This is a genomic window from Massilia sp. PWRC2 (assembly GCF_049896725.1).
GTDB lineage: Bacteria > Pseudomonadota > Gammaproteobacteria > Burkholderiales > Burkholderiaceae_D > JAFCUW01.
The window spans coordinates 856,193-874,672 of record NZ_JAFCUW010000001.1; the positions used below are offsets into that span (position 1 = coordinate 856,193).

Annotated in this window: 13 protein-coding genes; 7 read left to right on the top strand and 6 right to left on the bottom strand. The window is 65.1% G+C overall.

Going from position 1 to position 18,480, the window contains the following annotated elements:
• Window positions 1-48: 48 nt before the first annotated feature.
• Entirely contained in the window at window positions 49-1,572 is a 1,524-nt protein-coding gene (locus tag ACP7BZ_RS03825; protein WP_426110315.1) for a hypothetical protein, read from the bottom strand.
• Window positions 1,569-3,074, bottom strand: a complete 1,506-nt coding sequence (locus ACP7BZ_RS03830; RefSeq protein WP_426110316.1) for a hypothetical protein — start codon at window positions 3,072-3,074, stop codon at window positions 1,569-1,571. The genes ACP7BZ_RS03825 and ACP7BZ_RS03830 overlap by 4 nt, the downstream gene beginning before the upstream one ends.
• 338 nt (window positions 3,075-3,412) lie before the next feature.
• Here ACP7BZ_RS03830 and ACP7BZ_RS03835 point away from each other — a divergent pair, with 338 nt between their 5' ends.
• Together ACP7BZ_RS03835 and ACP7BZ_RS03840 are read left to right on the top strand one after the other, a co-directional pair.
• Window positions 3,413-4,489 (top strand): hypothetical protein, encoded by a 1,077-nt coding sequence (locus tag ACP7BZ_RS03835; RefSeq protein ID WP_426110317.1) that lies wholly within the window; start codon window positions 3,413-3,415, stop codon window positions 4,487-4,489.
• 37 nt (window positions 4,490-4,526) lie between these two features.
• Window positions 4,527-5,366: a phytanoyl-CoA dioxygenase family protein gene (locus tag ACP7BZ_RS03840; RefSeq protein WP_426110318.1), complete on the top strand. Its 840-nt coding sequence runs from the start codon at window positions 4,527-4,529 to the stop codon at window positions 5,364-5,366.
• Between the two features lie 161 nt (window positions 5,367-5,527).
• On the opposite strand, the gene ACP7BZ_RS03845 is transcribed toward ACP7BZ_RS03840, so the two are convergent.
• The gene (locus tag ACP7BZ_RS03845; RefSeq protein WP_426110319.1) at window positions 5,528-7,456 is read right to left on the bottom strand and encodes a CHASE domain-containing protein; all 1,929 of its coding nucleotides are present in this window, start codon (window positions 7,454-7,456) and stop codon (window positions 5,528-5,530) included.
• Window positions 7,457-7,464: 8 nt separating this feature from the next.
• Window positions 7,465-8,175: an HD-GYP domain-containing protein gene (locus ACP7BZ_RS03850; RefSeq protein ID WP_426110320.1), complete on the bottom strand. Its 711-nt coding sequence runs from the start codon at window positions 8,173-8,175 to the stop codon at window positions 7,465-7,467.
• 148 nt (window positions 8,176-8,323) lie between these two features.
• Between ACP7BZ_RS03850 and ACP7BZ_RS03855 the strand changes: the two genes are divergently transcribed.
• From ACP7BZ_RS03855 to ACP7BZ_RS03870, 4 genes are all read left to right on the top strand, one after another.
• Window positions 8,324-10,732, top strand: coding sequence for a M1 family metallopeptidase (locus ACP7BZ_RS03855; RefSeq protein WP_426110321.1), 2,409 nt, complete (start codon window positions 8,324-8,326; stop codon window positions 10,730-10,732).
• A 134-nt stretch (window positions 10,733-10,866) separates the two neighbouring features.
• A complete protein-coding gene (locus ACP7BZ_RS03860; protein ID WP_426110322.1) occupies window positions 10,867-13,284 on the top strand; it encodes a M1 family metallopeptidase in 2,418 nt (805 codons plus the stop codon).
• On the top strand, window positions 13,281-13,796 hold the full coding sequence (locus ACP7BZ_RS03865; protein WP_426110323.1) for a DUF6702 family protein: 516 nt from the start codon (window positions 13,281-13,283) through the stop codon (window positions 13,794-13,796). Before ACP7BZ_RS03860 ends, ACP7BZ_RS03865 begins: the two co-directional genes overlap by 4 nt.
• Before the next feature lie 72 nt (window positions 13,797-13,868).
• Complete coding sequence (locus ACP7BZ_RS03870) at window positions 13,869-14,627, top strand: 2OG-Fe dioxygenase family protein (protein ID WP_426110324.1); 759 nt, start codon at window positions 13,869-13,871, stop codon at window positions 14,625-14,627.
• A gap of 130 nt (window positions 14,628-14,757) precedes the next feature.
• On the opposite strand, the gene ACP7BZ_RS03875 is transcribed toward ACP7BZ_RS03870, so the two are convergent.
• Both ACP7BZ_RS03875 and ACP7BZ_RS03880 read right to left on the bottom strand, forming a co-directional pair.
• Window positions 14,758-16,002 carry a DUF1501 domain-containing protein gene (locus ACP7BZ_RS03875; protein ID WP_426110325.1) on the bottom strand — a complete coding sequence of 415 codons (1,245 nt, stop codon included), beginning with the start codon at window positions 16,000-16,002 and terminating at the stop codon, window positions 14,758-14,760.
• Window positions 16,003-16,011: 9 nt separating this feature from the next.
• Window positions 16,012-17,610, bottom strand: a complete 1,599-nt coding sequence (locus tag ACP7BZ_RS03880; RefSeq protein ID WP_426110326.1) for a DUF1800 domain-containing protein — start codon at window positions 17,608-17,610, stop codon at window positions 16,012-16,014.
• Window positions 17,611-17,781: 171 nt separating this feature from the next.
• Here ACP7BZ_RS03880 and ACP7BZ_RS03885 point away from each other — a divergent pair, with 171 nt between their 5' ends.
• Window positions 17,782-18,477 carry a CerR family C-terminal domain-containing protein gene (locus tag ACP7BZ_RS03885; protein WP_426110327.1) on the top strand — a complete coding sequence of 232 codons (696 nt, stop codon included), beginning with the start codon at window positions 17,782-17,784 and terminating at the stop codon, window positions 18,475-18,477.
• The last annotated feature ends 3 nt before the right edge of the window (window positions 18,478-18,480 follow it).

Consider the following 18,480-nt stretch of genomic DNA (forward strand, 5'->3'; position numbering starts at 1 on the left):
GGTGGGTGCAAGGTGATGGGAAGCGGCGAAAAAAACCGGCGGGCGTGGTCAGCGGCCCAGTCTGACCCTGGCGCCATCGGCCAGGTCGATCAGCTGGTGGCCGAACAGGGTGGTTTTCAGCTGTCCCACCTTGTGGCCGGCCTGGTCGAAAATCGGTTGGGTCAGGCCGGCGCGGGTGCGCATGCTGCGCGCCTGACCATCGACGCTGACCACAGTGTGACGCGCGCGCCCGTACGCCAGCAGCGCTGCCGCCAGTGCGCCGGCCGCCAGCACAGCGGCGGCAATGAGCGAGAGCAGCGGCGCCACGCCGTAATGGACCCGCACTTCCAGCGGCAGCAGCGCGGTCGACGCATTGATGCGCTCGGGCGGCGTAAAAATATCGGGCAGCGGATCGCCCGGGAACAGCGTTGCCATGCGCTGCCGAAAAGCCTGCGACAGCACCAGCTGTTGCCCGCTCAGTTGCAGCTGGATATGCCCCGGCAGTACGTAGGCCGAGCCGGCCGCTTTCAGCGCCGCCAGCGACCAGGTCGACGGCAAGTCATTGCCCGGTAACTGCATCACCGACGCCAGCGGCACCGTGCGGCCGGGGGGCAGATCGTCGACATGGTCACGCGCCAGCATGATCGGGCGCTGCTGGCCGGCCAGCAGCGAACTGGCCACCAGGTGCGCGCTGGCGATGGTGTAGGGGTACATGGTGTTTTCCAGGTTCCAGACGATTTTCGCCGTCGGCGCCAGCGCATCATCGATGTCGGCGCGCAGCACGCCGCCGGCGGCCAGCGAAAACGCCACGCCGTCGACGCTGTCGACGCGGCGCGGCAGCAGCCGCACGGTATCGCGGTCGAGCGGTTTGAGACGCGCCGGCCGCTCGGTGATGACGCTGGCAATGCGGCCGCTGGCCAGCAGCGCATCGAGCTGGCGGGCGCCGTCCTCGCCGATGGCAAACACATACACCATCAAGCCGTTGGCGCGGTAAGTGGCGCCCTTCACCGGCATGTGCAGGGGGAAGGCAAAGGCCCGGGTGATGGCGCCGCCGTGGTGGATGCGCTCGTAAAATTCGCGGTTGCGACGGGCCGTGGCCTGGTCGTTATTCGGGCTGTTACGGTTGTTGGTAAACAGCCAGACCAGGCCGGGCTTGCCAGCCAGGGCGCCGTCGATGGCCGCGCCGAGCGCTTCGCCCAGGTCGGTGTCGGCCAGCACCGCGCTACCAGGCTTGCGCGCCGGCTGCAGGCTGGCCAGGGCGGCGCCGACCGCCGCGCCGGTATCGGCAGCGACACGCGCCGACAGCAGCGCCTTCGGTGACGGCGCCTGCGGCAGGCTCTGGTTGAACGCAGCGAGCACGAAGGGCGAACCGGGGGCGCTGGCCGCCAGCAGCAGCGCCTTGACCAGCGCCTTGTATTGCGAGGTGGGATCGCTGTAAAACGGTTCCATCCAGCCCGAGTTTTGCACCAGGAAGACCTGGGCGCCGGCCGGTGCGGGGGCGTTGGCAGCGGCGTTGGCAGCGGCGTTGGCAGCGGCATGCGCGCCCGCCAGCGCCAGCACAGACACCAGGCAAGCCGTCAACAGTGCCTTCATGGCGCGGCATCCAGGCGATAGCCGCGCATCTGCGGCCAGTCGGGGTGGTGCAGCCACAAGGTGTCGTCGTACACCACCACGCTGCACTCGAGGGGCCGCGACAGGCGCACGATCTGGTCGAGGATGACGTTGTGGCGGCCGATCCATTCGAGCGTGGTGCGACCGAGCGTGCGCCCCTTCACACTATTGAGCGCATCTTCGGCGCGCCCCGTGTACTTGTGAAAGCGCAGCACCAGGCCGCTGGCGACGCTGCGCTTGGTATGAAAGGCGCGCAGCAGGGGCAGCACCAGCGAATCGTCGTCCTGCAGATCTTCGACGGTTTCCAGGTCCCACGGTTCGCCCGTCACTTCGTGGCCGCGGCGGAACATGAAATTGGCAAAGCCGAGCCGCGCGCCGCTGATCGGCTGCAGCTCGGCCGCCGCACCGGCGCCGTCGATGGGGCCCAGCTCGATGAACGCATAGCCCTCGCCCGTATGGCCAACCTGCCACAGGCGGCCATCGCGGCTCTGCGTCGGACCACCGAGTTCCAGCCGTGGCGTGAACGGTGCCGGCCAGCGCTGCCAGCGGGGGGCGCCGCCCGGCTGCCAGGTTAACTGGCCATCGGCGTGCAACCACAACAGGCGGCCGTCGTAGGCCAGCGGCCGGCCCCAGCCGGCGGCCGGCGCGCCGGGGCAATCGGCCAGCAGCGCCGCGCTGCCATCGGCGTGCGCGCTCCACAGGCGGGTGGCGCCATTTTCGCTGAACAGGCAGGCCAGATGGCGGCGCACGGCGCCGGGCGCGCTGACCAGGCGGGCGGCAAATTCGAGGTCGGCACGATAGCTCTCGCCGAGCGGATTGATCCACAGGCGGCACAGGCCGCCGTTGGTGGGCACCAGCGCCACTTCGCCGCGGCGCGGATTGGCCACCGGCAGCCAGCCATAAGCCGCGCCGGTAAAGGTAAGGTCGGCGCTGCCATCTTCGGCGCTCATCAGGTGCCACTGGCGAGCCAGCGGGTCCCAGTACTGCAAGACGTTGCGGCTGCCCGCCAGCGCCAGCAGCCGTGGCGCCGGAAAGCCGTAGTGGGCGGCGGCAAACACGCATTGCGCGTTGGGCGGCGCCGGCATGCTGGCATCGGCACGGCCGACCACCGGCGCGGCCGGCCGCTGCTCGAGGACGTCGTCGAGCGCCAGCGAGGTCACTGGCAAGCCGTGCGGCAGGTGGCGCGGCAGGAAGGCGTCGTTGTACGGGCCCCACCAGTCAGGCTGCGAGTGGACCGCGCCGGCCAGCCGTTCGAGCGCTGCGCCGCAAGCGGGACAAAACGCAAACCCTTCCGGATAGATGGGGCAACAGCGACAACTGGCCGGCAGCGACGCCCCCAGCAGGTGGGCGACATCGGGCAGGCGCTGACTGGCCGGCCCCGGCCAGTCGATGGCCGACAGGCCGGCGCTGGCGCCGAGCGCGAACTGGCCACTGCTGGCGTTCTCCAGCCAGACGCTGGTTGCTGTTTCCCATCGATAATCCATATGCCCTTCCACCGTCGCCGTTGAGCTTGCAATATGCATGTGAAGCACGGCGCCGTCACGCCGTGGCCGCCCCTGCCGCCCCTGAGCCAGCCGATAAATCATAGCGTAACTGGCCCATTGCCGACGTTTCATTGCCCGGTATCGCCTGACGCTCTGACAAGGTGCGGCTGGCAGCATCTGCATGCCGGAGAAACTGCGGTGATGCGCTGCCGCAGCAATGCCCACGCGCTCGTTTGTGCTGGCGCAGACGACAATGCGGGCGCGAGCGGCGAGTTCCACAAAAGCAAGAATCGACCATCAAACCCCGTACTCCAGCGCAAGCTCCGTATAATTGCGCCATGAATTTGACCAATCCCGACACCTTGCCCGGCACCATCGCCGCCACTGACGACGACCTCAGCGCTGCCGACATCGCCCTTGCCAGCACCCACCTCACTGCCATTCTCGGCACCGTGTTCGAGCACGGCCCGGGCACAGCGCAGGCGGCGCTGGTGGTGGCCGACCACGCCACCGCGCTGGCGCGCGCGCTGGCCACCGCTTACCGCCGCAATCTGCCGGCAGCGCGTTTCATTGATTTCGACAGCACGGCGGCGGCCGATGTGCTGGCGGCCTTCGCTGCGCTGGCGCCGGGCGACCTGGTGGTGCTGATCCAGTCGACCAATTTCAGGCTGGACGGTTTTCGCCTGCGCGTCGAACTGTTCAAGCTGGGTCTGAAAGTGATCGAACACCTGCATCTGGACCGCATGCCGGGCATCCAGGGCAGCTATTACATCGCCGGTCTGGCTTACGACGCGGCCTATTACCGCACGGTCGGCCCGGCCCTCAAGGCGCGCATCGACGCGGCGGCGTCGGCGCGGGTCGACAGCGGCGGCGCGCTGCTCACCTTCGCCTCGCCGCTCGAACCGGCCAAGCTCAATATCGGCGACTACAGCACCATGCACAACGTCGGCGGCCAGTTCCCCATCGGTGAAGTGTTCACCGAGGCGCAGGACCTCGAAGCGGTCAATGGCCGCGTGCGCATCCACGTGTTCGGTGATACCGCCTTCATGGTCAACTGCCCGCCGCTGCCGATCACCCTGGTGGTCGAACGCGGTCGCGTGGTGGCGCTGGAGAACAGCACCGCTCAATTTGACGACGTCATCGCCCGCATCCGCGCCGATGAAGGTGAAGTGTGGCTGCGCGAACTGGGCTTCGGCATGAACCGCGCCTTCACGCGCGAGCGCCGGGTTGACGACATCGGCACCTACGAACGGATGTGCGGCATCCACCTGTCGCTCGGCGCCAAGCACGGCGTCTACCCAAAGCCGGGCTTCAAGCGCAAGGATGCGCGCTACCATGTCGACGTCTTCGCGGTCACCGAAGCGGTCTATCTCGACGACCAGCAGGTCTACCGTGACGGCGCCTGGCAGGTTTGACAGCGCGCCGGATTTTCTCCATCGAACAGGAATGAACATGCTCAGCACAGAACAACTGGCGCGTTATCACGCTGACGGCTACCTGGTGATCCCCGCCTTCAAGGACGCCGCCGCCATCGCTGCCCTGCGCCAGCGCGCGCTGGCCATCGTCGACGCCTTCAACCCCGCCGAAGGCAGCGCCATCTTCACCACCCAGAACCAGGCCGCCGCCAGCGATGACTGGTTCCTCGGTTCCGATACCACGGTGCGCTGCTTTTTCGAAGAAGCGGCGTTCGCCGCCGACGGCAGCTTGAAGCAGGCCAAGGCGCTATCGATCAACAAGATCGGCCACGCCATGCACGACCTCGACCCGGTGTTCGAACAGTTTTCGCGCGACCCACGGCTGGCCGCCATCGCCGCCGACATCGGCCTGGCCGACGCCAGGGTGTGGCAGTCGCAGTATATTTTCAAGCAGCCCGGTATCGGCGGCGAAGTGCGCTGGCACCAGGACGCCACGTTTTTCGATACCACGCCAGTGAGCGTGACCACCTTCTGGTTCGCGCTGGAAGCGGCCAGCGTCGACAATGGCTGCCTGTGGGTCGAGCCGGGCGGCCACCGCGGGCCCCTGCGCGAGCGCTTCGTGCGCGACGGCCAGCGCGTCTTCATGGAGCCGCTCGACGCCATGGCGTGGCCGGACAACAGCGTTGCCATACCGCTCGCAGCGCAGGCCGGCGACCTGGTGCTGTTCCACGGCCTGCTGCCCCACTACAGCGCGCCGAATACTTCGCCCGTATCGCGCCACGCGTATACCCTGCATGCCACCGCTGGCACCAGCAGCTATTCGAAGGGCAACTGGATTCAGCGCGGCGCCGGTTTGCCGGTGCGCGGGTTCGCTTGAGGTAGCGCGCTGGCAGTCCCCGCTGCGGGATCTTTTGCAGGGGGCTTCAATTCGGACAGGCACCCTTTGGTGCCAGTCCCCCTGCGAAACACGCCGCAGGTGGCAAGCGTGAGCAGATACACGATGTGCGGCTGGTCGAGCCGGCGGCGCTGTGGCGCTGATCAGGCCAGCGCCCGGTCCGGGCTTTGCGCTACCGTCGGCGCCACCGTCGGCAAGGTCAGCACCACGCGCGTGCCCTGCCCCGGCGCCGATTCGACATGGATGGTCCCACCGAGCATGCCGGTGACGACGTTGTAGACGATATGCATGCCCAGGCCCGAACCACCCTGTCCCAGCTTGGTGCTAAAGAAAGGGTCGAAGATCTGGTGCAGGGTGTTGTCGTTCATGCCGACGCCATCGTCGCTAAAGTGCAGCAGCACGTCGCTGCCATCGATGGCGCTGGCGTTGATGACGATGTGCGAAGGAGCGGCGCCGGCGACGACGGCGCCGAAGGCGTGCAGCAGGGCGTTGTTGATCAGGTTCGACAGCACCTGTCCCAGCCCGCCCGGATAAGAGTCGAGCATCAAGCCGGCAGCGATAGCGACCGTGACCTGGCAGTTGGCGCGGCGCAGCTGGGCGGCGTAGGTGGCGACGGTGTCGCGCACCACCTCGGCCAGGTCGAAACGGCGGCGCTGGTCGCTGGTCTGGTCGACCGACACCTGCTTGAACGAAGTAATCAGCTCGGCCGCCCGGCTCAACGAGCTGGCGATGATGGTGCAGGCCAGGCGGGTGTCGGCCAGGTGCGCCTCCAGCGCCGAGCGGCGCAGGCCGCCGCTGGTGTACTGCTTCTCGAACGACACCACCATGTCGGCCAGCGCGGTCGCCGTCAACAGGCTGTTGCCGATTGGCGTATTGAGTTCGTGGGCGATGCCGGCCACCAGCGCGCCCAGCGCAGCGAGTTTTTCCGAGGTAATCAGGTTGGCCTGGGCCAGTTCGACGTGCTTTTTTTGCTGCTCCAGCTCGACCAGGCTGGCCTGCTTTTCATCGAGGCTGGCGCGCAGGCGCTGCTCGAGCCGCGCGCCCCGTTGCGAGGCCAGCAGCAGTGCGGCGATCAGGGCGCTGATCACCAGCCCGCCCAGGCCGACCAGCAGCGGTGGCGCGATGGCGCGGCCATAGCGGCTGCCGGCCAGCGCGCTGTAGCGCAGCTGCCAGCGGCGCTGCGCCACATCGACATGGTTTTCCAGCACGCGAGTGGCGGCCACGCGCGCGCCGCCGCCGCTGTCGAACAGCAGACCGGCACCATCATCGTTGCGCAGCGCCGCCTGACCGACGGCGCCACTGTCGAGCACCTGCAGCGTCAGGTGACGCAGCAGCTGCGGATCGACCACTTCGGCCAGCAAATCGTCGACGCGGAACACGATGGCGACCACGCCGATAAAGGCAGCGCGGCGCTGTTCGATGGTGGCGGTCGGCATGTGCTGGCGGTACACCGGGGCGCGGGCGACGAAGCCGGGATGGGCGGCGCTGTCCTGGACCAGCATGGTGCGGCCGGTGGCGACGATGCGCCCGCTGTCGCGCGCTTCGAGTACGGCCGCCAGTTGCGCCGGCAGTGCCGCCAGATCGAGGCCGAAGGCGTTCTCGTTGCCCAGCATCGGCTCGTTGAAGTCGATGATGTAGTGGTCGGCGCGGTCGTTGCGCAAGCCGGCGGGCGGCGGCGGGTGGACGATAAACGGCGGCGCCAGGTCAGAACTCTGGCGGCGCACCGCTGCGCTGAAGGCGGCCACGCCGTCAGCCGGCACATAACGGACGAACTGCAGCGCCCGAAAACCGGGATAGCGCCCCGCCAGGCGCAGCTCGCGCACGAATTGGCCGAACTCGGCGCGATCGACCTCGCCTTTGACGGCAAACAGCGCCTGCAGGCTGAGCAGGGTATCGAAATAGGTGCGCAGGCGCGCCGACGTATCGGCGGCCACTTTGTCGGTGTCGCGCACGAAGCTGGCGCGAATCTGTGCGTCCTGCGCGCCGACCACCAGCATGCAGGTCCACGCCGTCAGGCAGATACCGATGGCGAAGGCCAGATAGCCATTGATGCGCAGCGGCTCGCCGGTCATGGCCGCGCCTAGGACAGCGCGAGCCGAGGGAGCGGCAGGTCAGCCAGTTCGGCAGCGATGTCGCGAAAGCGCTCTTCGATCGCCAGCACGGCATCGACGACGTCGGGATCGAAATGCGCGCCACTGCCCTGGCGGATCAACTCGATCGCCGTTTCATGGGTGAACGCCGGCCGGTACGAACGGGCGCTGACCAGGGCGTCGTAGACGTCGGCGGCCGCCATCAGGCGGGCAGCGACAGGAATGGCCTCTCCCGCCAGAGCTTGCGGATAGCCCGAGCCGTCCCATTTTTCCTGGTGCGAAAACGCGATCTCGGCAGCGCAGCGCAGGAAGGGCGTGCTGCCGCCCAGGGCATCGGCAACCGCCTCGATGGCATCGCGGCCGCAGCTGGTGTGGGTGCGCATGACGGCAAACTGTTCCACCGTCAGCCGCCCCGGCGCGGTCAGTAGCGCCACCTCGAGCCGGCTCTTGCCGATGTCGTGCAGCGGTGCCGCCTTGACCAGCAGGGCGATCAACGACGGCGTCAGCATGGCGCGGAAGCGCTCGTGGAAGCGCAGTTCGGCGGCCAGTGCCGCCACCAGGCGCTGGGTCCGCAGCAGGTGCCTGCCGATGTGCGGATCGTGTGCCTCGGCCAGCGCCGCCATCGCCAGGATGGCAGCGTCGTCGTCCGTGCCATTCTGGCCGGGGGCACTTGCGATGGTTGCCGTCTGATTAAGATCCATGCGCCGCTTTCCCACTTTCCCCTGTCCCGGACCATCATACCGCCTGGGTCGTGTAATGTTTCAACTTTTTTACAAAGGCACCAAGCACCGGATGCAAGACTGGCATTAGAATTGTTGTTCCACAATTCTTATAACTATTAGGGTAACCATGATACGTTTGCCGATCGGATTGGCTGCTTTATGCCTCGCCGGGGCCGCATTTGCGGCAGAACCATTTGACGACAAGTTCCGCCAGCTCGAAGAGCTGCTGCCGACGCCGGGGTCGGTGCGCACCGCCTCGGGCGCACCGGGCGCGGCTTACTGGCAGCAGCGCGCCGACTATTCGATCCGCGCCACGCTCGATGAAGCCAAGCGCGTGCTGACCGGCGCCGAGAAGGTCACGTACCACAATAATTCACCCGATGCGCTGTCCTACCTGTGGCTGCAGCTCGACCAGAACCTGTTCAAGCCTGGTTCCGACAACCGCAGCACCGCCATCCTGCCGTCGCGCGAAGCATGGGCCAAGGGCCACAACGCGATGGATGGCCTCAGTTTTAATGCCATGCGCGGACTGATGGAGTCGCGCAGTTTCGAAGGTGGCTTCAACATCAAGTCGGTCAAGGGACCCAATGGCGAGCCGCTCAAGTTCGTCATCAACAAGACCATGATGCGCATCGATATGCCGCAGACGCTCAAGGCGGGTGGCAAATTCGTCTTTTCGATCGAGTGGAATTACCAGATCAACGACGCCAAGATTCTCGGCGGCCGCTCTGGCTACGAGCCGTTTGACGGCGATGCCGACACCCCCGGCGACAAGAACGACATCTTCGAAATCGCCCAGTGGTTCCCGCGCATGGCCGCTTACTACGATGTCTACGGCTGGCAGCACAAGCAGTTCTTGGGCGCCGGCGAATTCACCCTCGAATTTGGCGACTACGATATCGAGCTGACGGTACCGGCCGACCATATCGTCGCCTCCACGGGCGAACTGCAAAACCCCGACACGGTGCTCACCGCCACCCAGCGCGAGCGCCTGCGCCAGGCCAAGACCAGCAGCAAGCCAGTGATCATCGTCACCCAGGCGGAAGCTGAAGCGGCCGAAAAATCGCGCAGCACGGCGACCAAGACCTGGCACTTCAAGGCCAAAAATGTGCGCGACTTTGCATGGGCCTCGAGCCGCAAGTTCATCTGGGACGCGCAGGGTTACAAGAAGGACAGCACCAACACCATGGCGATGTCCTACTACCCGAAGGAAGGCAACCCGCTGTGGGAAAAGTATTCGACCCAGGCGATCATCCATACCATCGAGCAGTACAACAAGTACGCGCTCGACTACCCGTATCCGGCGGCAATCTCGGTTAATGGCCCGGTCGGCGGCATGGAATACCCGATGATTTCGTTTAACGGCCCGCGTCCCACCAAGGACAAAAAGACCGGCGAACTGACCTACTCGAAGCAGACCAAATATGGCCTGATCGGCGTGATCATCCACGAAGTGGGCCACAACTACTACCCGATGATCATCAACTCGGACGAGCGCCAGTGGACCTGGATGGACGAGGGTCTGAACAGTTTTGTACAGTACCTAGCCGAACAGGCATGGGAAGAAGGCTATCCGCAGTCGCGCGGTGAGCCACGCGCCATCGTCGACTACATGCGCTCGAAAAACCAGGTGCCGATCATGACCAACTCGGAATCGGTACTGCAGTTCGGCTATAACGCCTACGCCAAGCCCACCACCGCCCTGATCGTGCTGCGCGAGACGGTGCTCGGTCGCGAACTGTTCGACTTCGCCTTCCGCGAATACGCCCAGCGCTGGAAATTCAAGCGGCCCACGCCTGCCGACTTTTTCCGCACCATGGAAGACGCCTCCGGCACCGACCTTGACTGGTTCTGGCGCGGCTGGTTTTACACCACCGACGCGGTCGACGTCAGCATCGACGGCATCACCGAATATGGCGTCAACAGCAAAAATCCGGAAATCGAAAAAGCCTGGAAAAAAGCGCAGAAGGATGCCGAGCCGGTCTCCATCACCGACCAGCGCAACAAGGGCACACTGGCACGCCGCCTCGACGCCCATCCCGAGCTGAAGGATTTTTATAACGAGCACGATGACTTCACCGTCACCAACAAGGACCGCAACAGCTTTAACGAATCGGTCGACAAGCTCGAGCCGTGGGAAAAAGCGCTGCTGGCACAGGGCAAGCACCTGTACCTGGTCGATTTTTCCAACCTGGGCGGACTGGTGACGCCACTGGTGCTGGAGATTGAACTGGCCAGCGGCAAGAAATATATCGAACGGATTCCCGCCGAAGTGTGGCGCTATTCGTCGAAAAAGATCACCAAGCTGATCGTTACCGACGAGCCGATGGTGGCACTGACCCAGGACCCGTACTGGGAAACGGCCGATACCGATGTGTCGAACAACGCGTGGCCGCGCAAGATCCAGCCGTCGCGCGTCGAACTGTTCAAGCAGGAACGGGGCGGCAATGACTTGATGAAGGACTTTAGTACCAAGCTGAAGGTCAAGGGCGAGAAGGATGCCGATGACAAGAAGGATGACAGCAAAGCCGAATAAGTACGGCGACGCTGCCCGTCATCCTTAAGCTGTAAGCCCGCCGGCGGCGGCGCGACCATCATCGCGCCGCCGCCGGTGCGCATTTGCGTACGCATTTGCGTCCCCCTTTGCGTCCACGTTGTAAAGTCCGAACCATGAAACCGATCCGTCTTACCAGCCATCTCGCCGTCATCGCCACCCTGTGCATCAGCCTGGGCGCCAGCGGCCAGCAATTCGACGACAAATTCCGCCAGCTTGATGAGCTGCTGCCCACGCCCGGTAGCGTGCGCACCGCTTCCGGCGCCCCCGGCCACGCCTACTGGCAGCAGCGCGCCGACTACAAGCTGCGCGCCAGCCTCGATGAAGCGGCGCGCAGCATCACTGGCGCCGGCGCCATCACTTACCACAACCAGTCGCCCGACACCCTCTCTTACCTGTGGGTGCAGCTGGACCAGAACATGTTCCGCGCCGACTCCGACAACCGCAGCACCGCCACCGTGCCGTCGCGCGAGGCCTGGGCCAAGGCGAAGACCGAAGCGGACGGCCTGAAATTTGAGCAGCTGCGCTTCACCATGGCCAGCCGCAGCTTCGACGGCGGCTTCAAGATTGACGCCGTCAGCGGCGCCGGCGGCCGCCCCTTAAAATACGTCATCAACAAGACCATGATGCGCATCGACCTGCCACAGCCGATGCAGCCGAACACCAGCTTCACCTTCAATCTGGCCTGGCACTTCAATATCCCCGAAGTCAATGTGCTGGGACGGCGCAGCGGTTACGAAGCGTTCGGCGAAGAGAGCAGCAAGGCCACCGACAAACATGACCTGTTCGAAGTGGCGCAGTGGTTCCCCCGCATGGCGGCCTACTACGACGCCACCGGCTGGCAAAACAAGCAGTACCTGGGCGACGGCGAATTCACCCTCGAATTTGGCGACTACGACGTCGAGCTGACGGTGCCGGCCGATCACATCGTCGCCTCCACCGGCGTGCTGCAAAACCCCGACGCGGTGCTCACTGCCACCCAGCGCGAACGGCTGCGCCAGGCCAGGACCAGCAGCACGCCGGTGCTCATCGTCACCCAGCTTGAAGCGGAAGCGGCCGAACAGTCGCGCAGCAGCGCCACCCGCACCTGGCACTTTAAAGCGGCCAACGTGCGCGATTTTGCGTGGGCCTCGAGCCGCAAATTTATCTGGGACGCGCAAGGCTACAAGAAAGACAGCACCGACGTCATGGCGATGTCTTACTATCCGAAGGAAGCCAATCCCCTGTGGGGCAAGTACTCGACCCAGGCGGTCATCCACACCATCGACCAGTACAACAAATATGCCTTCGACTATCCGTATCCGGTGGCCATTTCGGTCAATGGCCCGGTCGGCGGCATGGAATACCCGATGCTGTCGTTTAACGGCCAGCGCCCCACCAAGGACAAGAAGACCGGTGAACTGACCTATTCGAAGCGCGCCAAATATGGCCTGATCGGCGTGATCATCCACGAGGTGGGCCACAACTACTACCCGATGATCATCAATTCCGACGAGCGCCAGTGGACCTGGATGGACGAGGGTCTGAACAGTTTTGTACAGTACCTGGCCGAGCAGGCGTGGGAAGACGGCTACCCGGTCGTGCGCGGCGAACCGCGCAATATCGTCGACTACATGCGCTCGAAAAACCAGGTGCCCGTCATGACCAATTCGGAATCGGTGACCCAGCGTGGCAGCAATGCCTATGCCAAGCCGGCCACCGCGCTCAACATCCTGCGCGAGACGGTGCTGGGCCGCGAACTGTTCGATTTCGCCTTCCGCGAATACGCCCGCCGCTGGAAATTCAAGCGGCCCACGCCTGCCGACTTTTTCCGCACCATGGAAGACGCCTCCGGCACCGACCTTGACTGGTTCTGGCGCGGCTGGTTTTACGCCACCGACGCGGTCGACGTCAGCATCGACGGCATCACCGAATATGGCGTCAACAGCAAAAATCCGGAAATCGAAAAAGCCTGGAAAAAAGCGCAGAAGGATGCCGAGCCGGTCTCCATCACCGACCAGCGCAACAAGGGCACACTGGCACGCCGCCTCGATGCCCATCCCGAGCTGAAGGATTTTTATAACGAGCACGATGACTTCACCGTCACCAACAAGGACCGCAACAGCTTTAACGAGTCGGTCGACAAGCTCGAACCGTGGGAAAAAGCGCTGCTGGACCAATGGCAAGGACGGGGCAAACACCTGTACCTGGTCGATTTTTCCAACCTGGGCGGACTGGTGACGCCACTGGTGCTGGAGATTGAACTGGCCAGCGGCAAAAAGTATATCGAACGGATTCCCGCCGAAGTGTGGCGCTATTCGTCGAAAAAAATCACCAAGCTGATCGTCACCGACGAACCGATGGTGGGACTGGTCCAGGACCCGTTCTGGGAAACGGCCGACACCGATGTGTCGAACAATGCGTGGCCACGCAAGATCGCGCGCTCGCGCGTCGAACTGTTCAAGGAGGAGCGCGGCGGCAATGACCTGATGCGCGACTTCAATACCAGGTTGAAGGCGAAAGACGCCAAGCCGGCAGCAACGGAGGCGCCATGAGTACCCTGAGTACCCGCAAGACCCTCAGCGCAGTGCGGGCACTGTGCACAGCGCTGCTGCTGGCAGCAGGCGCGCTGGCCCATGCGCACCAGTTCCATGTCGGCTTTACCGACCTGTCTTTCAACGCCAAGACGGGCAGCCTGGAAGTGGTGCACACCTATCACACCGACGACATCGACGCCCTGCTGGCCAACCTGTACCAGCGCCAGTTCGACCTCACCCAGCCAGAAGATGAGGCGGTGCTGCGCAAATACATCGAAAAGCAGTTCTGGATCGCCGGTGCGGCGGGCCGGCGCCTGCCGCTGCACTGGGTGGGATTGACGGTGGGACCGGAGACGGTGGTGGTGTACCAGGAAATCGACAACACGCCGCTGGGGCAGGCGCTGGCCATCCACCATGACATCCTCAGCGATTTTCTGGCCGACCAGGCCAACACCGTCAACATCACCGAGAACGGCGTGGTGCGCAGCCTCAGTTTCAGCCGCCAGGCGCGCGACCAGCTGCTGCGTTGACGGCGGCGCCGGCGGCGCCAATTTGCCCCGCTCACTGTACGGGCAAGCGTCAACAATGCTACGCTAGCGCCGATGACGATTCCCACCACGCCCACTCCCTACACCGATCCGGCCACGCTGGCCATCGATTTGCAAACCGCCGGTTATGCGCTGCTGCGCCCGGCCGACGTGGCGGCGCTGGCCGGCTGCTCTCTGGCCGCGCTCGACGCGCTGGCGCCCAGCTGGGACGCCCTCGAACTGGACAACTACCTCAAGGACGGCGGCCATTACCGGCGCCGCCGCCACTCCTGCTTTATCGACGACGGCACCAGCCTCACGCCCACGCCGCACCGCGCCCACTGGCAGCCAATCGAATACAACGCCCTGCACGGCGGCATGCACCGCCTGTTCGAGCCGATTGCCGCGACCACCGTCGCCCAGCCCGGCTGGGGCGCGCTACTGCATGCGCTCGGCCAGGCCTGTTCGCAGGCGCGCGGCGTCCAGCCGTGGTTCGTCGAGGCGCACCAGTTTCGCATCGATACGCTGGGCGGCATCGGCCGGCCGACGCCAGAAGGGGCGCACCGCGACGGCGTCGATTTTGTCGCCGTGCTGCTGGTGGCGCGTCACCACGTCAAGGGGGGAGAAACGCGCGTGTTCGAAGCGGCCGGCCCGGGCGGCAAGCGCTTCACCATGTTGGAGCCGTGGACCCTGTTGATGCTCGACGACGCTGCCGTCATCCACGAATCGACGCCGATCCAGCCGACGGGAGACAACGGCCACCGCGACACCCTGGTGCTGACCTGGCGCGCCGGCGCGTTTCAGGGTGAAGACACGGCAGCGGCCGACGCCTAGTCCACCGCGCACACAAAAAAACGCCCGGGGCCTTCGAAAAGGGCCCGGGCGGTAATCCAATTTGCGGGAAATTGGAGGAGACAGGTCAAATATAAGCCGATTTATTGTGCAGTGCAATAGAGGTAAAACTCTAAGCGCGAATTAATTGAAAAGCCGCGCCCCGCTGTGGCATATTTGGGAAAATCTTGCGCAACTGGGGGTCGCCCAGCCGCATGTGGCGCTCGGCAATTTGCGCCAGCACCAGCCGGAAATCGGTGGTCACCGGCAAATCGCGGCCCTCGTTGAGGGCGCTGTCGCCCACCCCCTGCCAGTCGCCATACACCTTGCCGCCGTTGACGGCGCCGCCGATGACCCACATCACATTGCCATGCCCGTGGTCGGTGCCGCCATTGCCGTTTTCGCGCGCGGTGCGGCCGAACTCGGACATGACGACGATGGTGGTGTCATCGAACAGCGGACCCAAGCGGGTGGCCAGCGTGGCCAGGCCCTGGCCCAGCGGCTGCAGGCGATTGGCCAGCTGGCCGCGGCCGGCGCCCTGGCCGGCATGGGTATCCCAGCCACCGAGGTCGACAAACGCCACCTGGATATTCGGGTCATTGCGCATCAACAGCGCCAGCCGCGCGGCGTCGTCGGGAAAGCCGTTCGGCAGCGGCGCGCCGCGGTCGGCCGGGTTGCTTTTATCGGCTTCGGCCGCCATCGCCGCTGCCGCCATCACTTCCTGGTGCGCCGTCTTGCCATCCTGGTAGGCGCGGCCAAAGCGCTCGTTGCTGCCATAGAGCTGGTCGAAAGCGGCGCCGATGTCCTTCTTGTCGAGAATAGTGGCACGGGTGGCGGCGGCGCCATTGGGCAGGTTGATCGCCGCCGCTGGTCCCGACAGGATGCGCGGCATGACCGGACCGATCGACAGCGCCCGGCTCGACGTCGCCGCCCCCGGCAGCGTCGCCACCAGCCGGTTCATCCAGCCATCCTGGGTGCTCTTGCGCCCCGGCGTGCCAGATTCCATGTAGTCCTGGGCGTCGAAGTGCGAACGGGTGCTGTCGGGCGAGCCGCTGGCGTGGACGAATGCCAGCTTGTTTTCCGCCCACAGCGGCTGCAGCGCGGCCAGCGCCGGGTGCAGGCCAAAGTAACCGTCGAGATCGAGCGCGCCGTTCTCCATGCCCGGCAGCGCCAGGCCGATGGTGGGACGCAGGCGCAGGTAATTGGCGTCGGCCACTGGCGCCACCACGTTAAGGCCATCGACGGCGCCGCGCAGCATGACGACGATGAGTTTTTTCTGCGTCGGCGCAGTACCAGTGGCAGCCCAGGCACTGCGGCCGACGGGGATCAGGACACTGGCGCCCAGCGCCAGCGCGTGCATGAATTGGCGTCGTTGCATGACGGTTCCTTAACGTTGCATGAAGTCGGGACTGCCCAGCAGCATGGCTGCGCGCAGCGGTTCGGCAGTGGCGGCGACGGCGCTGCGGGTGCGTGGCGAGATCGCTGCGCCCAGCGTCGCTTGCAGGCGCACCGCATCAAGCGCCAGGATCGCCTGGGGCGGCGCTGAAGCTGGTACTGGTACCGGTACTGCCACTGGCGGCGCTGCCATCATCTCGCCCATGGCCGGCGCGCTGGTGGCGGCTGTGGCAAGCGGAGCGCTCGCCAGCGGCAGCTTGCCGGCCGCCAGCGCGCTGGCAAAGCTGATGCGGCGTGACAGCGCGTCCGGATTGAGCCAGGCCTGCTCGGTGTTTTTATAACCATCCGGGGTCTGGCAGCCGTACAGCGGCATGCCCAGCTGCGCCATGGTCGCCAGCAGCGGCGCCACGTTGCGCACCGGGGTGGCGCTGGCGCGCGCGGCCGAGACGACGAACTGGTACGGCGTCTTGAACTTGGCGCCGGCGCTGGCCGGCGCCATGAACTCGCCGCTGGCAAACAGCACCCGCAGCACCGAGCCGATGTCGCCATCGGCATCGAGATACACGCGCGCCATTAATGCCACCAGCGCGGCACTCGGTTCATCCTGCACAAAATACTGCGCCAGTTTGTAGCTGATGTGACGGGCGGTGGCCGGGTGGCTGGCCAGCACGTCGAGCGCCATGTCGCCCTCGGCGACGCCGGCGGCGGCGACATCGCGCCCCAGCCAGTGCTTGACGCCAGTGTCATGGCGTGCAGCGTCGAAGCGGAAGGTCTGGTTCGAGCGGATCAGCGCACGCTGGTCGTAGGTCCAGCCGGTGAGCATGCGCGCCAGTTCCGTCACATCCTTCTGACTGTAGCCGCCATCGACGCCGAGCGTGTGCAGCTCCATCAGTTCGCGCGCATAGTTTTCGTTGAGGCCGCTGGCCTTGCCCTTGGCGCTGGCGTTCTTGCCACCGGCGCGGTAACCCTCGGCAGTCGACTGAAAATTGTCGAGGTAGTACAACATGGCCGGATGGTGGGCGGTGGCCTTGAGCAAATCGTGAAAATTACCCAGCGCATTCGGGCGAATGGCATCGCGCTCGTAGCTGGCCACCAGCGCGCGGTCGATGCCCTTGCCGGCAAAGACATTGAAATGGTTGTACCAGAAGTCGACCATCACTTCTTCGAGCTGGCGCGGGCTGTCGATGGCGCGTGCCAGCCGCGCTTCGGCCGTCTCCACCGTGATCGCATTGACGGCGGCGCGGCGGCGCTGGCGCGCGCCCTCGTCTTCTTCACGCACCTGCTTTTGCAGCTCGACGAAGTCGCCGACGACGTCGCCAGCCTTGCGGTTGGGCGTGCGCAAGGCGGCCAGGCGCTCGCTCAACGCGGCGGGATAGGGCAGGCTGGCAGGGCGCAACTGCTGATCGAGATAGTTTTGCACGCCCATCTTGCTGACCCGCTCGATGTCACCGGGCCGGGGACCGAAGGCCACCCGGTTGAGCACATGCACCGCCTGCTGTTCCGGCGTCATCAAAAGCGCCGGCGCGCCCATGGCGGCGCCGCTCCACGCCAGCACGCCAGCGAGGGCCAGCGATATGCGCATCAGATGCATGGTCATTCTCCTTGTTGGACAGACGCTCTTGCGTCTCGGTGACACATGTTATACGCGCGATGTGTCGGTTTAATAAGTGCAATACGGTATCGCTTGTAATAAAATGTAAATCTAAATCAAACGCTCGTTTGACTTACATCATTCGTTTGATTTATGTGGAATAATCCGTCCATGCATAAGCCAGACCACCTCACCGAACACGATCATACCGAAGAGCAACGCCGCACCCGCACCGATGGTACCCAGTCGCGCCAGCGGCTACTGCATGCCGCCATGCGGCTGTTCGCCGCCCAGGGGTTCGCCACCACCTCGACGCGCGAGATCGCCATTGCTGCCGGCACCAATATTGCCGCCATCAGCTATTATTTTGGCGACAAGGCGGGGCTGTACCGCGCCACCTTCCGCAGCATGTCGCCGTGCACGCCGGAAGCGGTCGAGTGCTTCACCGATGCGGCGCTGCCGCTGCGCGCCATGCTCAGCGCGTTTTACGCCATGCTGCTCGGCCAGCTCAAACAGGGCGAAGACGCGCGCGTCGGCATGCGCCTGTGGTTTCGCGAGATGCTCGAGCCGACCGGCCTGTGGCAACAGGAAATCGACCATGGCGTGCGCCACGCCCACGAAGCGCTGATACGCACGCTGGGCCGCCACCTGGGCCTCGACCCGGCCGCTGACGGCGACCGGCTGGCGCGGCTGGCCTATAGCGTGGCCGGTCTGGCCCTGCACATGATGGTCTCACGCGAAGTGATCGACGTCCTCTCGCCGCAGCTGATGAAAGACGACGCCGCCATCGATCGCTGGATCGGGCGGCTGGTCGATTATGCCGAAGCGCTGGTCCAGCTCGAACACGCCGCCCCCACCCTGCCATGAAAG